The 17464-nt window shown below is 65.3% G+C and carries 17 protein-coding genes and 2 riboswitches; of the genes, 11 read left to right on the top strand and 6 right to left on the bottom strand.

Annotated elements, in window-relative coordinates; translation table 11 throughout:
* Positions 1–728 (bottom strand): LysR family transcriptional regulator (locus ACO41U_RS01410; protein ID WP_485941178.1); only part of this gene is annotated, 728 nt, incomplete at its 3' end.
* Between the two features lie 154 nt (positions 729–882).
* Between ACO41U_RS01410 and ACO41U_RS01405 the strand changes: the two genes are divergently transcribed.
* From ACO41U_RS01405 to ACO41U_RS01375, 7 genes are all read left to right on the top strand, one after another.
* The gene (locus ACO41U_RS01405) at positions 883–1563 is read left to right on the top strand and encodes an RraA family protein (protein WP_485941177.1); all 681 of its coding nucleotides are present in this window, start codon (positions 883–885) and stop codon (positions 1561–1563) included.
* Positions 1560–2306 (top strand): 5-oxoprolinase subunit B family protein, encoded by a 747-nt coding sequence (locus tag ACO41U_RS01400; RefSeq protein WP_485941176.1) that lies wholly within the window; start codon positions 1560–1562, stop codon positions 2304–2306. The genes ACO41U_RS01405 and ACO41U_RS01400 overlap by 4 nt, the downstream gene beginning before the upstream one ends.
* Complete coding sequence (locus ACO41U_RS01395) at positions 2303–3325, top strand: 5-oxoprolinase subunit C family protein (RefSeq protein ID WP_485941175.1); 1023 nt, start codon at positions 2303–2305, stop codon at positions 3323–3325. Before ACO41U_RS01400 ends, ACO41U_RS01395 begins: the two co-directional genes overlap by 4 nt.
* A gap of 4 nt (positions 3326–3329) precedes the next feature.
* The gene (locus ACO41U_RS01390) at positions 3330–4103 is read left to right on the top strand and encodes a LamB/YcsF family protein (RefSeq protein ID WP_485941174.1); all 774 of its coding nucleotides are present in this window, start codon (positions 3330–3332) and stop codon (positions 4101–4103) included.
* A 44-nt stretch (positions 4104–4147) separates the two neighbouring features.
* Positions 4148–5122, top strand: a complete 975-nt coding sequence (locus ACO41U_RS01385; RefSeq protein WP_485941173.1) for a D-2-hydroxyacid dehydrogenase — start codon at positions 4148–4150, stop codon at positions 5120–5122.
* Positions 5123–5412: 290 nt separating this feature from the next.
* Positions 5413–6426 (top strand): TAXI family TRAP transporter solute-binding subunit, encoded by a 1014-nt coding sequence (locus tag ACO41U_RS01380; protein ID WP_485941172.1) that lies wholly within the window; start codon positions 5413–5415, stop codon positions 6424–6426.
* A 123-nt stretch (positions 6427–6549) separates the two neighbouring features.
* On the top strand, positions 6550–8562 hold the full coding sequence (locus tag ACO41U_RS01375) for a TRAP transporter permease (RefSeq protein ID WP_485941171.1): 2013 nt from the start codon (positions 6550–6552) through the stop codon (positions 8560–8562).
* 119 nt (positions 8563–8681) lie between these two features.
* Here ACO41U_RS01375 and ACO41U_RS01370 read toward each other — a convergent pair whose 3' ends face one another.
* Together ACO41U_RS01370 and ACO41U_RS01365 are read right to left on the bottom strand one after the other, a co-directional pair.
* A complete protein-coding gene (locus ACO41U_RS01370; protein ID WP_485941170.1) occupies positions 8682–9665 on the bottom strand; it encodes a magnesium transporter CorA family protein in 984 nt (327 codons plus the stop codon).
* Between the two features lie 64 nt (positions 9666–9729).
* Positions 9730–10191, bottom strand: coding sequence for a type II secretion system protein (locus ACO41U_RS01365; protein WP_485941169.1), 462 nt, complete (start codon positions 10189–10191; stop codon positions 9730–9732).
* A 306-nt stretch (positions 10192–10497) separates the two neighbouring features.
* On the opposite strand from ACO41U_RS01365, the gene ACO41U_RS01360 reads away from it, so the two are divergent.
* Positions 10498–11097: a hypothetical protein gene (locus tag ACO41U_RS01360; protein ID WP_485941168.1), complete on the top strand. Its 600-nt coding sequence runs from the start codon at positions 10498–10500 to the stop codon at positions 11095–11097.
* On the opposite strand, the gene ACO41U_RS01355 is transcribed toward ACO41U_RS01360, so the two are convergent.
* The 3 genes from ACO41U_RS01355 to ACO41U_RS01345 are packed head-to-tail and all read right to left on the bottom strand — an operon-like array spanning position 11078 to position 14001.
* The gene (locus tag ACO41U_RS01355; protein WP_485941167.1) at positions 11078–11905 is read right to left on the bottom strand and encodes an ABC transporter ATP-binding protein; all 828 of its coding nucleotides are present in this window, start codon (positions 11903–11905) and stop codon (positions 11078–11080) included. The genes ACO41U_RS01360 and ACO41U_RS01355 overlap by 20 nt on opposite strands.
* Entirely contained in the window at positions 11902–12966 is a 1065-nt protein-coding gene (locus ACO41U_RS01350) for a FecCD family ABC transporter permease (protein WP_485941166.1), read from the bottom strand. The genes ACO41U_RS01355 and ACO41U_RS01350 overlap by 4 nt, the downstream gene beginning before the upstream one ends.
* A 24-nt stretch (positions 12967–12990) precedes the next feature.
* Positions 12991–14001, bottom strand: coding sequence for an ABC transporter substrate-binding protein (locus ACO41U_RS01345; protein WP_485941165.1), 1011 nt, complete (start codon positions 13999–14001; stop codon positions 12991–12993).
* Between the two features lie 206 nt (positions 14002–14207).
* A riboswitch (cobalamin riboswitch) is annotated at positions 14208–14398 on the bottom strand.
* An 88-nt stretch (positions 14399–14486) separates the two neighbouring features.
* Positions 14487–14662, top strand: a riboswitch (cobalamin riboswitch).
* A 170-nt stretch (positions 14663–14832) separates the two neighbouring features.
* Between ACO41U_RS01345 and ACO41U_RS01340 the strand changes: the two genes are divergently transcribed.
* The 3 genes from ACO41U_RS01340 to ACO41U_RS01330 all read left to right on the top strand — a co-directional run.
* Positions 14833–15723 carry a sirohydrochlorin cobaltochelatase gene (locus tag ACO41U_RS01340; RefSeq protein WP_485941164.1) on the top strand — a complete coding sequence of 297 codons (891 nt, stop codon included), beginning with the start codon at positions 14833–14835 and terminating at the stop codon, positions 15721–15723.
* 18 nt (positions 15724–15741) lie between these two features.
* On the top strand, positions 15742–16746 hold the full coding sequence (locus tag ACO41U_RS01335) for a FecCD family ABC transporter permease (protein WP_485941163.1): 1005 nt from the start codon (positions 15742–15744) through the stop codon (positions 16744–16746).
* Positions 16743–17464 (top strand): ABC transporter ATP-binding protein (locus ACO41U_RS01330; RefSeq protein WP_485941162.1); only part of this gene is annotated, 722 nt, incomplete at its 3' end. The genes ACO41U_RS01335 and ACO41U_RS01330, both read left to right, overlap by 4 nt.

Genomic DNA, 17464 nt, shown 5'->3' with positions numbered 1-17464 from the left:
AGCTCGGCAATGACGGATTCCGGTGCGATCACCCAATGGTCGGGTTGGCTCCACAACCTGTCGAGCATCGCCACCGTATCCACCGAAACCCTTGGGCGATACACGCCTCCTGCGCAGATTCCGCGCCAAATCCGGTAATTGTCGTCCCAGCTCATGAAGATCTCCTTTGAGGTATCGAGTTCGCTCATGTGAACGACCGGCTTCGCAACGGCAGGATCGTCCGTTTGCGCGAGGTAGAGCCTCTCTTCAAAGATCTTGTCGGACCGGATGTTCTTGTACGGCAGGTTGTGGTAGACGAACGCCATGTCAATGTCATGATTGGCCAGAATCCCGTACAGTTCCCGGGACTGATGGGTGTGGACGGTCAGGTTCACCTGCGGTTTTGTCTTGAGAAGCTCCTTGTACAGGGGGGCAAGGAGGACGACGTTCATGCTGTCCGTGCAGCCGATCGACAGGGGAACCCTGTCCTCGGCGCCGCTGAGGTTCTGCGTCTCCTTCCACAGCGAGACCCATCGCTCGGCGACCGGAATGAAGTCCACCCCTCGTTCGGTCAGCTCGACTTGTTTGCATCCCTTCTTGCGAATCATAAGGGGGAAGCCCAGCTCCGCTTCAAGGGAGTTCAGCCTGTGCGTAACCGTCGGCTGGGTCAAAAACAGCATCTTTGCGGTTTGAGTAACGCTTTTTGTGTTGACGACCGCGAGAAAGGTCTCTATGTCCGCAAGGTTCATTCGATTCGCCTCCCTATCTCAAACATAAATTTCATTTATTATCATAGTAAAATTTATTCATTTTGCAATGAAAAACTTTCAATATATTATATTTGTATCGATACCGCGGCAGGCCTGTGGCCGCCGCCAATTCTATCGCACGGAGGGACGAGTTATGCCGGCAGGTTGCAGGATCAGGAAAAATTTTGCGAGGCCTTCCATGGAGCTGGTCGAAGCGTTTCGCGGCATACCGGTGGCGAACATCGACGACAACATGGGGCGGGTCGCGGCCGTGGACGCGAGCGTTTATCCGTTGAACCCGAACGTCAGCCTGCTTGGCGTGGCGTTCACCGTCAACGCTCCGGCGGGCGACAATCTGTTGTTTCACAAGGCCCTCGACATGGCGGAGCCGGGCGATGTGATCGTCCTCGCGAACAAGGGCAGCATGAGTCGCTCGGTGTGCGGCGAGATCATGAGCAGCTACGCCAAGAGCCGCGGGCTTGCGGGGATCATCATCGACGGCTGCGTTCGGGACAGCCGCGCTCTCGCGAGACTCGACTTTCCGGTATACGCGAAGGGCGTAACGCCCAACGGCCCCTACAAGAACGGTCCGGGCGAGATGAACTTTCCCGTCTCCTTTGCCGGCGTCGTCATCAATCCCGGCGATATCGTCATCGGCGACGGAGATGGCGTGATCGTCGTGCCCCCGGAAATCGCCAGGGAGATCGCTGAAAAAGCGCGCGAGTACAACGCCGGGGAGGCTCGCCAGCTCGAGGGGATCCATTCCGGAAGCGGATGGCCGCGCCCGTGGGTAGACGAAAAACTCAGGGAAGTCGGCTTCGAGTTTGTGGATTGAGCGTAAAGATGCAGGACATTGCGATAAAACAGGCAGGGGATTCCGCAGTCCTCGTTGAGTTCGAGAACGAGATTGGAATCGAGACCAACGCCAAAGTCCGTTCGCTGACGTTCTCGCTCGAACGGCGCCCTTTCGTCGGGATGCGCGAGTTGACCCCGGCCTATCGCTCCCTGCTGGTTCAGTACGATCCCTGCACTGTAAAGAGTGGTGCGGTAAGGGAGTTCTTAGGTCAAAGCCTTGCGAACCTAGAGAGCGTGACGCTTCCGAAGCCGGTGCTCACAGAGATCCCGGTGATCTATGACCCGGAGTTTGCGCCCGACATAGAGGAGATAGCGAGGATTGAGGGCAAGACGGTCGATGAGATCGTGAAGATACACAGCGGCAGCGATTATTTCGTCTACATGCTGGGCTTCGCCCCCGGGCACCCGTACACGGCGCGCTTCGAGAATCCGTTCTCCTTCAAACGCCGCGAGAGTCCGCGCGTGCGCATCGACGGAGGCAGCATTGTCGTTCAGCTCGCGCTGAGCAACATAATCCCCTTCGACCAGCCGTGCGGCTGGAACATCATCGGGACAACGCCGGTTCTCGCCTGTGACTATCGCAGGGAAAATCCTTTTCTGCTGAAGGCTGGACAATGGATCCGCCATATCCCGATCGGTCGCGACGAGTACTTCGACATCAAACGCCGAGTTGAGCTCTCCGAGTACGTCTGCAGGACATACGAGAAGGAGGGGACCCCGTGATCATCGAGAATGGAGGAATTTTGACCACGGTCCAGGATGGCGGGCGGTTCGGGTACGAAGCGTTCGGCGTTTCGCCGTCAGGTCCGATGGACAGACGATCGTTTGAGATCGCCAACGTCCTGGTCGGCAACGATCAAAACGAGGCCTGTCTTGAGGCAACCGTGATCGGGCCCTCGATCTCATTCACCGAGAACGCGGTCGTGGCCATTGCCGGGGCCGATATGCGCCCGCTCCTGAACGGCACTCCGGTTCTCAATTACCGCGCCTTCGCCGTGCGCCCCGGCGATACGTTGAGGTTGGGCGCCGCTGGGGTCGGATGTCGCGCTTATCTGGCGTTTGCGGGCGGATTGGACGTCCCCCTCCTGATGAACAGCAGGAGCACGATGGTCGGCAAGGGCTTTGGCGGGTACAGGGGCCGCAGGCTGAGACAGGGGGACGAGGTCGGCCTGCGGCAGGACATCGCCTGCTTGCCCGACCTGTCCGGCCGGGTCGCCGATCCGGAACCGATCCCAACCGGAGAGCGCGCGTTGAGGGTGATCCTGGGGCCGCAGGACGACCGGTTCACCGAAGAGGGGATCGTAACGTTCCTGAGCTCGCGCTACACGATTGGAGCGGACTTCGACAGGCAGGGCTACCGACTCGAGGGGCCGAAGATTCGACACGTTACCGACGGCAACATCATCTCGGACGGCATCGTGTTCGGATCCGTCCAGGTGCCGACCTCCGGGGACCCGATCGTCATGATGGCCGAACACCAGACCGTCGGAGGCTACGCGAAGATAGCGACCGTCATCACCGTGGACCTGCCGGTCCTCGGACAGTGCAAGGCGGGCGACGTGGTTCGCTTTGTGAAAACGGGCGTCGAGGAGGCGGAGCGCCTGGCCGAGGCGAGCCGCCGTGAGCTGGATGCGTTGGCTGCGAGGATTGAAAAGGGCTCCAGGCGTCCGGCGCGGCGTTCTTTCAAGGTCACCGTGGACGGCAGGGCGTACATCGTCACCATCGAAAGAAAGGAGGACTGAAGCGATGTTTCGGATAGACCTGAACAGCGACATGGGTGAAAGCTTCGGAGCGTACACCATCGGCGGCGACGAGGAGGTGATAAAATTTGTCACCTCGGCGAACGTCGCCTGTGGCTTCCACGCCGGCGACCCGATGGTGATGGACCGTACGGTAAAAATGGCAAGGGAGTGCGGCGTTGCGGTCGGCGCGCACCCCGGCTATCCCGACCTCCAGGGCTTTGGACGCAGAAAGATGGCGCTCTCCCCCCTTGAGATAAAGAACGATATGAAATATCAGATCGGCGCTTTGAAGGCGTTTGTGGAGGCCGAAGGGATGAGGCTCCAGCACGTCGCCCCACATGGTGCACTCGGCAATCTCTGCCAGTACGACCGCGACGCTTCGCGGGCGATCTGCGAGGCCGTGCGCGAGGTGGACGATTCGCTGATCGTCTACTACTGCGCCGGCGCGGTCCTTGGCGAGGAGGCGGAGAGCGCGGGGCTCGACGCAAAGGCCGAGATCTTTGCGGACAGGGCTTACCAGGATGACTTGAGCCTCGTCCCGCGCAAGACGCCGGGCGCGATGATCACCGACGAGGACGTCGCGATCGCGAGGTGCATCCGCATGGTCAAGGAGGGAAGGGTGACGGCGTTGAGCGGCCGCGAGCTCGAGATCAAGGGCGACACGCTGTGCGTGCACGGCGACGGTCCGAAGGCTCTCGATTTCGTCAGAAAAATCCGCAAAGCCTTTGAGCGCGAGGGGATAGCGGTCTGCAATTTCCAAGGCCGAGCAGCAATATAAGATAATATTAAGAGATAATGAAAAAGAACGGAGGTTCCGATTCCATGTCCCCTGAAATCGTCGTCCTCGACGGATACACGGAAAACCCCGGCGACCTGAGCTGGGGAGAGTTGGAGAAGCTTGGCGCGCTGAAGGTCTATGACCGCACGAGCCTGACCGATGAAGACGAGGCCATTGCGCGCATCGGCGGAGCGGAGATCGTGCTGACCAACAAGACGCCGATAACGAAGAAGGTCATCGACGCCTGTCCGAACGTTAAGTTCATTGCCATGCTCGCAACCGGCTACAACGTCGTCGATTCGGCTTACGCGAAGGAGCGCGGCATCCCACTGTCGAACGTCCCCGCCTATGGGACGGCCTCGGTCAGCCAGTTCTCGATAGCGCTGTTGCTTGAGCTCTGCCACAGGATCGGGCTCCACGACAAGACGGTCCACGAGGGCCGGTGGGAGCGCTGCGCCGACTTCTGCTACTGGGAGACCCCGCAGATCGAGCTCGACGGCAAGACGATCGGGATCATCGGCTTTGGCAGGATCGGCCAGCGGGAGGGCGCGATCGCGAGGGCGCTGGGCATGAAGGTCCTCGCTTACGACCTCTACCCAAACGACTCAGGCAGGAGGATAGCGGAGTACGTCGAGCTGGACGCACTCCTCGCCCAGTCCGACGCAATCTCGCTGCACTGCAACCTGACGTCCGAAAACGTCGGCCTCATCTGCAGAAATACGATCGCAAAGATGAAGGACGGCGTGCTGATCGTCAACAACGCGCGCGGCCAGCTCGTCAACGAACAGGACCTTGCCGACGCGCTGAACAGCGGCAAGGTGGGCGGCGCGGCCCTGGACGTCGTGTCGAGCGAGCCCATACGCGGCGACAACCCCCTGTTGTCAGCGAAGAACTGCGTGATAACGCCCCACATCTCATGGGCCTCCATCGAGAGCAGGCGGCGCATCATGGAGTGTACGGTCTCGAACGTCAAGGCCTATTTGGAGGGCAGGCCGGTGAACGTCGTCAACGGGCTGTGACGTATCCTTTAAAATACTGACAGGACGGGATATTGCAGCGCGGGGACGCCTGCTTCGGCGGGTGCCCCCGCGTTCTGTCGCCTTTGAGCGGGTCATCGGAGCAGCCCGCAGGTCCGGCGTGTGCCCACACTGTGATAAAATAGAAACGCTTTATCCTGATGCTGTCGATTCCATCCGTTGGTGCCGTTCGGGCCAGCCTTCCCCGCGGGCGAAAGTCCCCGCAGGAGGAGGGAGGGCCGCTTCGGCAAAGGCGCGCGCGTCGCCGCGCGAGAGAGAGGGGAGATCGCACGATGAAAAGGTCTTTTCGTTTCGCTTTCCTGATCCTGGCCACCCTGGCCCTTGCCGTGGGGCCGGCGGCCGGTGCCGATAAGGCCGGCTGGCCCGACCAACTGCGCTTCATGGCCGGACCTCCTGGGGGCAACTGGTTTGCGCTGGGCACGGCCCTGGCGGACATGTGGACGGGCGCGGGCCTGCCCCAGACCACCAGCAGCTCGGGCGGTGGCGTCGCCAACATCGTGAACGCGAACAACGCCAAGGGGGACTTGGGCTTCTCCGTGACCTCCATGGTCGGGGCGGCCACCCAGGAGGGGGGCGTGGACTTCACCAGGGGCCAGAAGATGGAAAACGCCGTCATCATGGCGAACCTCTATACCCAGTACACCTACTTCATCATGCGCCGGGACTTCGCCGAGAAGAACGGCGTCAAGTCCCTTGGGGACGTGATCGACAAGAAGCTCAAGATGCGCTTCGCCACGCTGAAGCCCGGCACGTCGTCGGAGTTCATCGTCAAAGCCCTGTTCGACAAGGGGTATGGATTTGACTACAAGAAGACCTTCGAGGAGTGGGGTGGCACGGTGGAGTACGCCTCCTACGAGGGCGGCGCGGACCTCCTGGCGGACAACCACCTGGACTGCTTCGCGTTTTCCGTGGGCAAGATCGCCTCGATCGTCATGAACATCGAGAGCAAGCTGGACGTCGTGCTGCTGCCCGTGGGGCAGGAGGCGTTGGACAAACTGTCCGCCGCCTACGGCACGGAGACCTTCACCATCGACCCCGGCATCTACAAGGCCGTTCCGGAGGGGGCTGAGCCCGTCAAGACCGTTGGAGACTACACCTGCATCGTCATCCGCAGGGACCTTCCGGACTCCCTGGTGTCCGAGCTCAACCGTGCCCTGTGGGAGCACAAGGACTCCCTCGTCGCGGCCGTGAAGGACATGGAGGAGCTGGACCCGGCAGCGGCCGTTCCGGCGCGGGTGCCGTCGCACCCTGGTTCCGAGGCCTTCTGGAAGACCGTGACAAAATAGCGCGGCCTGCGTCCGAGTCGGGGCCGAAGGGGAGAGGGGGAGAGCGCTCGTTCTTCCCCTCTCCCGAAATTTTCTGCGGGGCCGCCCTGTCGGGGGCGTCGCCCGCCGAACGGGGATGATACCTTGAGAAAGTTAAGCGGAAGGACGAGGACGTTCGTCTACCTCTACGTGCTGCTGATGGGGCTGTTCCACCTCTACACGGCGGCGGCGGGGAACTTCGAGGCCTACCTTCAGCGCAGCATCCACCTGGCCTGGGTGTTGCCGCTGGCCTTCGTGCTCTACCCCATGACGAAGCGCTCGCCGATGGACCGCGTGCCGCTCTGGGACTGGGCCCTCGCGGCCCTGGCCGCTGCGCCGGGGCTCTACTCCATGATCAACTACACCGCCATCACGGAGCGCATCCAGCAGATCGACCCGCTAACGACGACGCAGCTCGTGCTGGGGTCGCTGCTCGTCGTCCTGCTCCTGGAGGGCACGCGGCGCATCGTGGGGCTGCCCCTGTCGCTCATCGCGGGGCTGTTCGCCGTCTACATGCTCTACGGTTACAAGCTGCCGGGCTTGATGCGTGGCTTCCAGTTCTCCTACTCGGAGGTTGTCGAGGGACTGTTTCTGACGGACGAGGGCATCTTCTCCATGCCGCTGGGCGTCTCCGCCACCTTCGTCATGATCTTCCTGATCTTCGGTGCCTTCCTTGAGAAGAGCGGCGCGGGGGACTGGTTCATGAGCGTGGCGCAGGCCTTCACCGGCGCCACGCCGGGGGGACCGGCGCAGATCGCCGTCGTGAGCTCCTGCCTCTTTGGCTCCATCAGCGGCTCGGCCGTGGCCAACGTCTACGGCACGGGGACCTTCACCATTCCGCTGATGATGAAGATCGGCTACGCTCCCTACTTCGCCGGAGCGGTGGAGGCCGTGGCCAGTTCGGGCGGGCAGATCATGCCGCCCATCATGGGGGCGGGCGCGTTCCTGATGGCGTCCTTCCTCGGCGTGCCGTACCGCGACGTCATGATCGCGGCCCTCTTTCCGGCCCTGCTCTACTACGGCGCGCTCTTCGTCATGGTGCGCCTGCGCGCGCTGAAGAGGGGCCTCAAGGGGCTTTCCCCCGACGAGCTGCCCTCAAAGCGCGAGGTCTTGAAACGCTTTTACATGATCGCGCCCCTGGTGGGCCTCGTGGCGTTCCTCCTGGCCGGCTACACCCCTATGAGGGCGGCCCTGATCGGCATCGGGCTGGCCTGGTTCGTGGCGTTCTTCAACTTCAGGCCGGACAGCACGCCTTCGGAGAAGCGCTCCGCCTGCGTCGCGGCGGCGATCTCCGCGGCCCTCGCGGCGCTCCTGGCCCTGCGGCCCGAGCTCGTCGCGAAGGTCAACGCCAACCTGCTCTTCGTCCTGATCGGCGCCTTCCTCCTCGTGGCCTCCAGGTTCAACCCCGGCATGAACGTGCGCGACGTCATCGACGCGGTGGAGAGGGGCGCGCGGGGCATCCCGTTGGTGTGCGTGGCCTGCGCCTCGGCGGGCATCGTGCTGGGGGCCGTGTCCCTGACGGGGATCGGCGGCAAGCTGGTGGGCTTCATCATCTCTCTTGCGGGGGACACGCCCTTCCTGGCGCTGGTGCTCGTGATGCTCATCGCCACCTTTCTGGGCATGGGCCTGCCCACCACGGGCGCCTACATCCTGGCGGCGGCCCTGGGCGCGCCCATCCTGGTGAAGCTGGGCTTCCTGCCCATCGCCGCGCACATGTTCGTCTTCTATTACGCCATCATCTCCAACATCACGCCCCCCGTCGCCCTGGCAGCCTACGCGGCCAGCTCCATCGCCGGCGCAGACCCGAACAGGACCGGCTTTCACGCCATGCAGCTCGGCTTTATGGCCTACGTCGTGCCCTTTGCCTTCTGCTACGATCCGGGGCTCCTCATGCGGGGCGGTCCGGCTGCCGTCGGCTGGGGGCTCCTGAGCGGCGTCTCCGCCGTCGTTGCCTTCGCCAGCATGTGGATGGGGTACATGAACGGACCGCTGAACCTCCCGACGCGCCTCGTCCTGTGCGTCGCGGGAGTGCTGGTCCTCTCCGTGTGGCCCGCCGTCACGGCGGTCGGGCTGGCCCTGCTGGCCGCCGTCTGGATCTTCACCCGAAGGGCGCGCTGAAGGCCGGTCCACGACTTTTTTGAAGCTCAGGGACGAATTGGGGCGCAGGGAGCCAAGCGGCTCCTCTGCGCCCCAATTCGTCCCGCGTCCCGTCCTCCCCATCCGGACAGGGCCGTGCCTCATAGCATCCTTCGCCTCCAGAGCCACAGGGTCGCCACGACGCTGAGGAACAGGGCGATCAGGGAGACCCAGAAGAAGCCGTTGGGGTTGTCCATCAGCGGCAGCCGCACGTTCATCCCCCAGAAGCTGGAGACGGCAGCGGGGATGGCCAGGATAATCGTCACGGAGGCCAGAAACTTCATGACGATGTTCAGGTTGTTGGAGATGATGGAGGCGAAGGCGTCCATCGTGTCGCCCAGCACGTCGCTGTACACGCGCACCATGTCGTAGGCCTGATCGTACTCCACGATCACGTCTTCCAGCAGGTCCTCGTCCTCCTCCCGCATCTTCACCAGTTCCTGATACTGCGGGTTCTTCAGCACGCGCAGCAGCTTGTCGATGGCCACGCGGTTGCTGCGGATGGACCCCGTGAAGTACGTCAGTCCCTTCTCCAGGTCCATCAGACGGAACAGCTCCTCGTTCTGCAGGGACTGGCGCATGGCCTGCTCGATGCTGTTGGACATGCGGTTGATCTCGTTCAGGTACTGAAGGTAGGCGCCCGCCGTCCTGTAGAGGATCTGCAGCAGGAACCGCGTGTGTTTCCAGGTGCAGAAGCCCCTGACCCCGCCGGAGGCTCCCGGCAGGATCACGTTCTCCTCGAGGCAGACGGTGATGAAGGCGGACTCCGTGATGACGATGCCCAGAGGCAGCGTGTCGAAGCTGAAGCTCTTCGGGTGCTTCGGGATGTTGAGGACCATCAGCAGCGAGGTGTCGCACCCGCTGTCCTCGTCCGCCTCCTCCACGTCGATGCGGCTCGACTCCTCGGCGTCCATGGCCGCCGTGAGGAAGTCGAGAGGCACCGAGGCGATACGCGCCACGTCCTCCAGCTCCTGGCGTGTGGGTGCCACCAGGTTGATCCAGCTTCCGTGGCGCAGCGTGTCGAGGCTGAGGTCCTCGTGTCCGGGGTTCTTCTGGTTGGTGTTCGTCCTCAGGACCGAGATCATTTGGCTCCCCCCTTGTTTTTAGATGCGCGCCCGACGGGGCGCCCCGATCGGGGCTGGCGTGCCCTCACTTCGCGGCCGGGGGGTGGGCGGAGGTCCGAATCTGCCCCTGCCCCGACAGGATCAGGAAGTGGCGTCTCCCCTCCGCGTCGCGGACCAGGACGGTCAGGGCGGAGCTGAAGGTCCCCCATTGGGGGGCGTAGTGGGCGTTCCCCGTCGCGCCGCCGGCCCCAACCCGCTGAAGGGTGCAGCCGCTGCGCGCGGAGAGCTGCTCCACGCCCATCGGTTTTCCCCAGCGCACCTGAAGGCGCTGCGCGCGCTCGTCGACCCTCAGGTCGAAGGGCCGGCCCGCAAGGTCCGCCCTGGCGACGACGCTGTAGAGCCACCGCATGGCGCGGTCCGCCTCTTTTGCCGCCGTCGGCCTTCCCCAGATCGCTCCCACCGAGAGCACGGAGCCCCCCAGGGCGGCCAGGATCGCGAGGACGATCAGGACCTCCGCCAGCGAGAACGCGCGGCGGACAGCCTTCATCCGCCGCGTGGCGCACAGCACACGGCGGAAGGCTGGACCGCCCCCGAAGCACCCTCCCGACTCGTCGTCCCTAAGGACACTGCCCCCGCCATGCCTCCACGCTCCTCCCTCGTCCGTCCGCGGCGAACGCTCGTATTATAGTATAGCGCGCAGTGAAGGTGAAGGGTCGGGGAGGGCGGCAGGCGTCGCACGTCCGGCAGGGGACTGAAGAAGCGAAAAGGCCGGAACGTGGGGGACAAAAGGACGAAAAAAGAGATACAATAAAAAAATGCTGCAAAAAATTCGTGAGGGCGCCAGAGGTGGACGATGAAGAACGAGCTGGACTACATTCAAATCGAGGATGGGCTGGGGGGAAATCAGGACTGGTTTCCGGAGTGGGACATGTACCACGGCGGGTGCGCCGCGGTGACGGCGTGCGACCTGTGCATCTACCTGGCGCTCCGCGAGGACGCCGCGAGCCTCTACCCCTATGACCTGCGCCACCTCAATCGGGAGGACTTCATCCGCTTCGCCAGGGACATGAAGCCCTACCTGTCGCCGCGTTCCCACGGGATCGACTTCCTTGAAATCTATATCGAGGGGCTGTCGCAGTACTGGCGCGACGCCGGCGGCAGCGGCCGGCGCCTGGAGGGGTTGTCCGGCACGGTGCCCTTTGAGGAGGCGCGCGGAGTGGTTCGGGAGCAACTGGGGAGCGGCCTTCCCGTCCCCTACCTGATGCTGCGCCACCAGGACGACGGGCTGGAGGATTTTGAGTGGCACTGGTTCAACCTGGCCGGATACGAGGAGGTAGGGGACGACCTGATGGTGGAGGCCGTCACCTACGGCAAGCCGCACTGGCTGAGCCTGCGGCGGATGTGGAACTCGGGCGAGGACCGGCGCGGCGGCGTCATCCGCGTGTCCCGGTGAAGGGGAGGGTGGGGGCCCGATCCTCCGCTCCCTGCGGCTTGAGGGCGCGGAGGAACAGCACGTGGGGCGCGCCGCCCGGCGCGGTCGTGACCTCCGCCTCCACGCGGTACACGCGGCGGATCAGCTCCGGCGTCAGGACGTCCCGCGGCCTTCCGCCGGCGACGACGCGCCCGTCGTGCATGATGTACAGCCGGTCGCAGTGCTGCGCGGCCAGGTTCAGGTCGTGCATCACGACGAGGCAGCTGACGCCGGCGCTGCGGATCAGGTCCAGGATCTCCAGCTGATAGTAGACGTCCAGATGGTTCGTCGGCTCGTCCAGGAGCAGAAGGCCGGCGTCCTGGGCGATGGCCCGCGCGATGAGCGCGCGCTGCTTCTCGCCGCCCGACAGCGACGCAAACGTCCGGTCGGCGCAGGGGGACATCCCGACGTAATCGAGCGCCCGCTCGACGAGCTCCTCGTCCCGTGCGTCGGCGCCGCTGAAGGGGCCCTTGTGGGGATAACGCCCCATGGCCACGATCTCGCGGACGGTGAACTCGAACTGCGTCGGCATCTCCTGCGGCACGGCGGCGGCGTGCCGCGCGGCCTCCTTCACCGGCATCCGCCACAGGTCGCGGCCGTCCAGGAGGACGGTGCCGCCCTGGGGCCGGTTGGCGCGGTAGATGCAGCGCAGCAGGCTGGACTTCCCACTGCCGTTCGGGCCGATGACGCCCACGAACTCGCCCTCCTCCACCGTGAGCGAAACGCCCTGGACGATGGGGCGACCCTCCGCGCCCCACCGGAGGGCCTCGACCTCGAGCTTTGCGCTCATGGCCGGCCCTGCCGCCCGCTCCGCCTGAGGAGCCAGATGAAGAACGGCGCGCCGACGAAGCCCGTCACGACGCCGAGGGGGAGCTCACGGGGCGCCAGGACCGCGCGGGAGAAGGCGTCCGCCAGGATGAGGAAGATGGCGCCGACCAGCGCCCCCAGGGGCAGGATGCGCCGGTGGTCCGCGCCGACGGTCATGCGCATGGCGTGCGGCACCACGAGCCCGACGAAGCCGATGGAGCCGCTGACGGCGACCAGCGTTCCCGTCAGGAGCGACGTGAGCGCGAACAGGAAGCGCCTGAAGCGCCGGACGTCTACGCCCAGCGCCGCCGCGCTCTCGTCCCCCAGCATCAGCGCGTTGAGGGAGCGCCCCTGAAGGACGAGGAGGACGAGGCAGGCCGAGGTGACCGCGAGGGGGATGGGAAGCCGGTCCCACCGCGCGCCGCCCAGGCCCCCCAGCATCCAGAACATCGCGCTCTCCGCCCCGCTCCGCTGGTTGAAGTAGACCATGAAGTTCGTGAGGGCCGTGAAGGCGTAGCTGACGGCGAGCCCCGACAGGATCATGCGCATGGGCGTGAGCCCTTCCCCCTGCGCCGCGATGATAAGGACGAGGCCGAAGGCCAGGAGGGAGCCGAGAAAGGCCAGGATGAAGACGGTGGAGAGGCCGGTGTAGCTGCTGCCCAAGACCTTCCCCAGGAGCAGGATGGCCGCCACCGCGCCTGCGCAGCCGCCGGAGGAGATGCCGAGCAGGTAGGGGTCCGCCAGGGAGTTGCGCACCAGCGACTGAATGGCCGCGCCGGCCATCATCAGCCCGGCCCCGACGATGGCCCCCAGGATCACGCGGGGGAGCCGGAGCTGCCAGACGATGCTGACCTCGTTCTGCGGCCAGTCCTGGGCCATGGCCTGCCAGTCGGGGAAGACCTGATGCAGGACGATACCCCAGACCCTTCCGAAGGGGATGGGCACCGGGCCGATGGAAACGCCGAAGGTCATCGTCAGGAGCAGGAGGGCGAGGAGGACGAGCGCCGGAGCGCCCGTCCGCCTGAAGGGGGAGAGAGGGCTCATGAGGGGTCCGCAGGCTGGGTGCGGCTAGAACCGGTCGGGGTAGAGCGCCCGGGCGATAGCCTCGAGGCCGTCGACGGCCCGGGGGCCCGGATACGTTTCCTCAACCCGCATGACGATGACGCGGTCGTCCTGGATCGCCTTCACGCCCTGAAGGACGGGGTCCTCCATCAGGAGCTTCTTCCGCTCCGCGCCGTTGGCGTTTCCGCACTCCAGGAGCAGGATGACGTCCGGATTGCGCCCCACGACGTCCTCCCAGGTGACCTTGACGTAGCTGTCGTCGATGTCGTCAAAGACGTTGCGGGCCTTCGCCATCTTCATCAGGGCGCTTGGCATGGCCTGGCCGCCCACCGTGCGCGGGGGCTGGTCCGGCGCGTTCCACGTCTGATAGATGAAGACGCCGATCGGCTTCGCTGTGTCCACGTCCGCCAGCTTGGCCTCAACGGCTGCGGCGCGCTCCTTCATGGCGGCGATGCGCTGCTCCGCGCGGTCTTGCACGTCGAAGATGACGCCCAGGTTCCTCAGGTCCGTGTAGGTGTCCTCAAGGCTCACCGGGGGCTTTTTCATGACGCGGATCAGGGACTCCGTGATGTTGTAGCACTTGACGCCGTGCTTCTCCAGCTCGTCCGGCGTGATGGCCCCGGCCGACGTGTCACCCGGAACGCTCGTCCCGTACTGGTAGCCGGACAGGAAGAGGTCCGGCTTCTGCCCCAGCAGCACCTCAAGCGTGATGTAGCCCGGTGCGGCGACGGGGATCTTCTTGAGCCTCTCCTGGTGGTCCGGCGCGACCTGGCCGCCGTACTCCGGGAAGCCCGCGTAGCCGGCGAGCTTGTCGTCCAGGTCGAGGGCGAACATCAGCTCGATGATGTTGCCGTCGCCGTTGGTCACGACCCGCTCCGGCGCCTTCTCGAACGTCACCTGCCGATCCCCGTTGTCGATCGTGACGGGGTATGCCGTCCGCGCGGCCTCCGCCGGGGACAAGGCCAGCAGGAGCGCGGCCGCAGCGCAGAGCGCAAAGACAAAGAATCTCTTTCTCATCAAAATTTCCTCCTTGATTCGCTGACAGTGATGCAAACGACAAAACGCAGACGCCGCGGACCCTCTCTCCGCTGCCACCTCCCTTCTCCAAAAACAAGCGCGAAGCGCACGATAAAAATAAAAACCCCGCCCTCCACGGACGGGGTTCCTCGGCGCGCACACGCAAAGATTTGGAAAAGAGCCGCCGCTCCCCTGTCCCGGGAGTTCCTGCTGCGGCGCGTGGGGCAGGTCTCCTGGCTTGCGATTCCTCCTCGAGGACGCCTTCCCGCCCCGGCGTCCTGCCGGAACAGTGGCGTGATGTCCTCTCGTCCTCGCTTACAGTAGTGGAAGCTGCGGGGGACTCGCACCCCCTTCCCTCTTGGAGCGCTTGCGCGCTGCCGCACGGCCTTGACCTGAACTGTGCCGTCATCTTAACACGAGGGGAGGAAAAATAAAAGCCGCGCCAGTGGCCCCCGCAGGGATTTGACAGCGGAGGGGCGATGTGCTTAAATAGCCTTAAATAAGGCGTCGCAGGGCCAGGAAGCGGGTGCAAACCCCGCGCGGCCCCGCCACTGTGACCCGGACGAGTCCGCAGGTAAGGCCCACTGAAGAAAACCCTTTGGGAAGGGCGCGGACGAGGAGGAAGGGAAGTCAGGATATTGACCCTGCACGAGGACCGATGGGCATTTGCGTGGGCAACCCTCCGGTGCTGCTGCAGGACGCAGACTGCGAACCGCATACGGCGAAGGAGGCCCGGCGCGATGCCGTGCCTCCTTTTTTCACGCCTTTTCGCCAGGCTGCGCTCTACCCTGCGAGGGCAGGGGTATCCTTATCACGATGGAGGTATGTGTCATGAACAAGTTTGTCTGCGTAATGCTGGTCGCTGCGGCGCTGCTTTCGGCTTCCCCGGCGTGGTCCGGCCACGACGACGCGAAGCCCGACAAGGTGGGAATCCTGGTGTCGTCCTTCGGCACGTCCATGCCGGAGGCCCGTCCCGCCATCGACAACCTGGTGGAGGCGGCGAAGAAGGCCTTCCCCGACGCGGAGGTCCGCCTCGCCTTCACGTCAAACATCATCCGCCGCAAGATTGCCCGCGAGCGCAACGAGGTCGTGCCGACGCCGGTGCAGGCGCTTGCCGCGATGAACGACGAGGGCTTCACCCACGTGTACGTCATGCCGACGCACATCATCCCCGGCGAGGAGTACGACGAGATGCAGAACGTCGTGGACGCCTTTGCGTCCCTGAAGGGCAAGTACGGCTTCAAGAAGATCGCCCTTGGAGCCCCCTGCCTCAATGGCGTGGAGGACTGCGACAAGATGGCCAAGCTCCTGATGACCCGCTTTGAGAAGCAGCTGAAGGACAAGGGGACGGCCATCGTCCTCATGGGGCACGGCACGCCGGAGCACATTGCCCACGCCATGTACAGCCAGCTGCAGTTCTCCCTCGACAAGGTCGCCTACGGTCGCTTCTTCCTCGGCACCGTGGAGGCCGAGCCCAAGGTGGAGGACGTCATCCGCGCCCTCAAGCGCCACAAGGACGTCCGCAAGCTGGTGATCTCCCCGCTGATGATCGTCGCGGGCGACCACGCCAACAACGACCTGGCCGGCGCGGACGACGAGGAGTCTTGGCTGAACGTGCTGAAGAAGGCGGGCTACAAGGACATCACGCCCTACCTGGTTGGGCTGGGACAGGACGAGAACATCGCGAAGAGCTTCGTTGAGCGCATCCGTGAGATGATGTAGCGCGGGCGCGTTTCCTCGATGACTGAGATCGCGGCCTGCCGCAGGGCGCAGAGCCGCAGGGCCTGGGCCGTCGGCGGGGCGCTTCTCCTCGCTCTTGCCTGCACGGTCGTGTGGCGCGTCACGCTGGGGGAGTGGGATATCCCGCTTCCCCGCGTGCTGTATCTGCTGTCCCCGCGCCTGCCGGAGGCGGAGGCCTCCCTGCCGGAGGCGCTCGTGATCCGCTCCGTGCGGCTTCCCCGCCTGTTTGCGGCACTGGGGACGGGCGGATTGCTCAGCGTTTCCGGCGCGCTCCTGCAGGGCATCCTCGCGAACCCCCTGGCGGAGCCCTACACGCTGGGCATCGCCGCCGGAGCGGCCTTCGGCGGGGCGCTGGGGCTCCTGTTGGGCACCGCAGCGGTGATCCCCGCGGCCTTCGCGGGGGCCGTGGGGGCCCTGTGCCTCGTGGGGCTCATCGCCTGGCGGGCGGGCGGAGGACAGCTGGTGCTGGCGGGCATCGTCGCCAACGCGGTGTTGTCCGCGGGCGTGACGTTCGTCAAGGCGGTGGCGGACGACAAGCTGGGCGCGATCGTCCTGTGGATGATGGGGAGCTTTTCGGGGGCCGGAGCCTCCGGCGGCGCGGCCGTGTGGGGCGCGACGGTCTTGGTGCTGGCGTCGGGGCTCTTCTGTGCCCCCATGCTGGACGCCATGTCCCTGGGCTCCGGCCGGGGCGCGATGCTGGGCGTCAACGAGGGGCGCCTCCGGTGTCTTCTGCTCCTGGCGGCCTCCCTGGGCGCTGCGGCCTCGGTGAGCTTCTTCGGCATCATCGGCTTCGTGGGGCTCGTGGTGCCGCACCTGCTGCGGCTGGCCGTCGGCCCGGCGCACCGGCCGCTGATCCTGCTCTCCTTCCTGGCCGGAGGCTGCCTGCTGGCGGCCGCGGACGGCGTGGCTCAGGCCCTTGGAGAGCTGCCCGTTGGCGTGCTCACTGCGCTGATCGGCGGGCCCTTCTTCTGCTGGCTCCTGATCCGGCGGGGGCGGCGGTCATGAGCGCCGCCTGCTTTCGCCTCGCGGACCTGACCGCCGGCTACGGGGACCGGCAGGTCCTGCGGGGCCTGACCGCGGACCTGTCCTCGGGGCGGTTCACCGCGCTGATCGGCCCCAACGGCAGCGGCAAGAGCACGCTCCTGCGCACGATGGCCGGCCTCCTGCCCTACGGCGGCGGGTTGACGCTCCTGGGGCGCGAGGTGCGGGGCGTTTCCCGGCGGCAGTTCGGGCGGCTGGTGGGCGTCGTGCCGCAGCACTTTCGCCCGCTCTACCCCTTCTCCGTCTGGGAGGTCATCGGGATGGGGCGGCTGCCCCACCGCGGTTTCCCCGCCCGGCCCCTGAACGCGGAGGACGAGGCGCTCATCGAGGCCGCGGCGGAGCGCGTGGGAGTGCGCTCCCTCCTGTCGCGCAACGTGACGTCGCTGTCGGGCGGCGAAGCGCAGCGGGTGGTCCTGGCCTGCGTGCTGGTCCAAGACCCTCCCGTGCTGCTGCTGGACGAACCCACCTCAGCCCTGGACCCCCATCAGGCGGCCCGCGTCCTGGGCCTGCTGCGCGAGCTGGCGCGGGAGGGGCGGACGGTGGCCGCCGCGGTGCACGACGTCAACGCAGCGCTTCCCTTCATCGACGACTACCTGGCCCTGAAGGAAGGGCGGTTCTGCTCTCAGGGGCCCGTCGAGGCCCTGGACGGGCGCGTCCTGGAGTCCCTCTACGGCGCGCCGTT

The organism is Fretibacterium sp. (genome assembly GCF_057312375.1).
Note: the sequence above shows the minus strand (reverse complement) of the source record. Positions and strands in the feature narration are given on the sequence as shown.

What these genes read in the sequence shown, in the direction of transcription:
- ACO41U_RS01385 (WP_485941173.1), top strand. Translation starts at nt 4,148, where the DNA reads ATGTCCCCTGAAATCGTCGTCCTCGACGGATACACGGAAAACCCCGGC.
- ACO41U_RS01405 (WP_485941177.1), top strand. Translation starts at nt 883, where the DNA reads ATGCCGGCAGGTTGCAGGATCAGGAAAAATTTTGCGAGGCCTTCCATG.
- ACO41U_RS01380 (WP_485941172.1), top strand. Translation starts at nt 5,413, where the DNA reads ATGAAAAGGTCTTTTCGTTTCGCTTTCCTGATCCTGGCCACCCTGGCC.
- ACO41U_RS01335 (WP_485941163.1), top strand. Translation starts at nt 15,742, where the DNA reads ATGACTGAGATCGCGGCCTGCCGCAGGGCGCAGAGCCGCAGGGCCTGG.
- ACO41U_RS01345 (WP_485941165.1), bottom strand. Translation starts at nt 14,001, where the DNA reads ATGAGAAAGAGATTCTTTGTCTTTGCGCTCTGCGCTGCGGCCGCGCTC.
- ACO41U_RS01350 (WP_485941166.1), bottom strand. Translation starts at nt 12,966, where the DNA reads ATGAGCCCTCTCTCCCCCTTCAGGCGGACGGGCGCTCCGGCGCTCGTC.
- ACO41U_RS01355 (WP_485941167.1), bottom strand. Translation starts at nt 11,905, where the DNA reads ATGAGCGCAAAGCTCGAGGTCGAGGCCCTCCGGTGGGGCGCGGAGGGT.
- ACO41U_RS01340 (WP_485941164.1), top strand. Translation starts at nt 14,833, where the DNA reads ATGAACAAGTTTGTCTGCGTAATGCTGGTCGCTGCGGCGCTGCTTTCG.
- ACO41U_RS01370 (WP_485941170.1), bottom strand. Translation starts at nt 9,665, where the DNA reads ATGATCTCGGTCCTGAGGACGAACACCAACCAGAAGAACCCCGGACAC.
- ACO41U_RS01390 (WP_485941174.1), top strand. Translation starts at nt 3,330, where the DNA reads ATGTTTCGGATAGACCTGAACAGCGACATGGGTGAAAGCTTCGGAGCG.
- ACO41U_RS01365 (WP_485941169.1), bottom strand. Translation starts at nt 10,191, where the DNA reads ATGAAGGCTGTCCGCCGCGCGTTCTCGCTGGCGGAGGTCCTGATCGTC.
- ACO41U_RS01360 (WP_485941168.1), top strand. Translation starts at nt 10,498, where the DNA reads ATGAAGAACGAGCTGGACTACATTCAAATCGAGGATGGGCTGGGGGGA.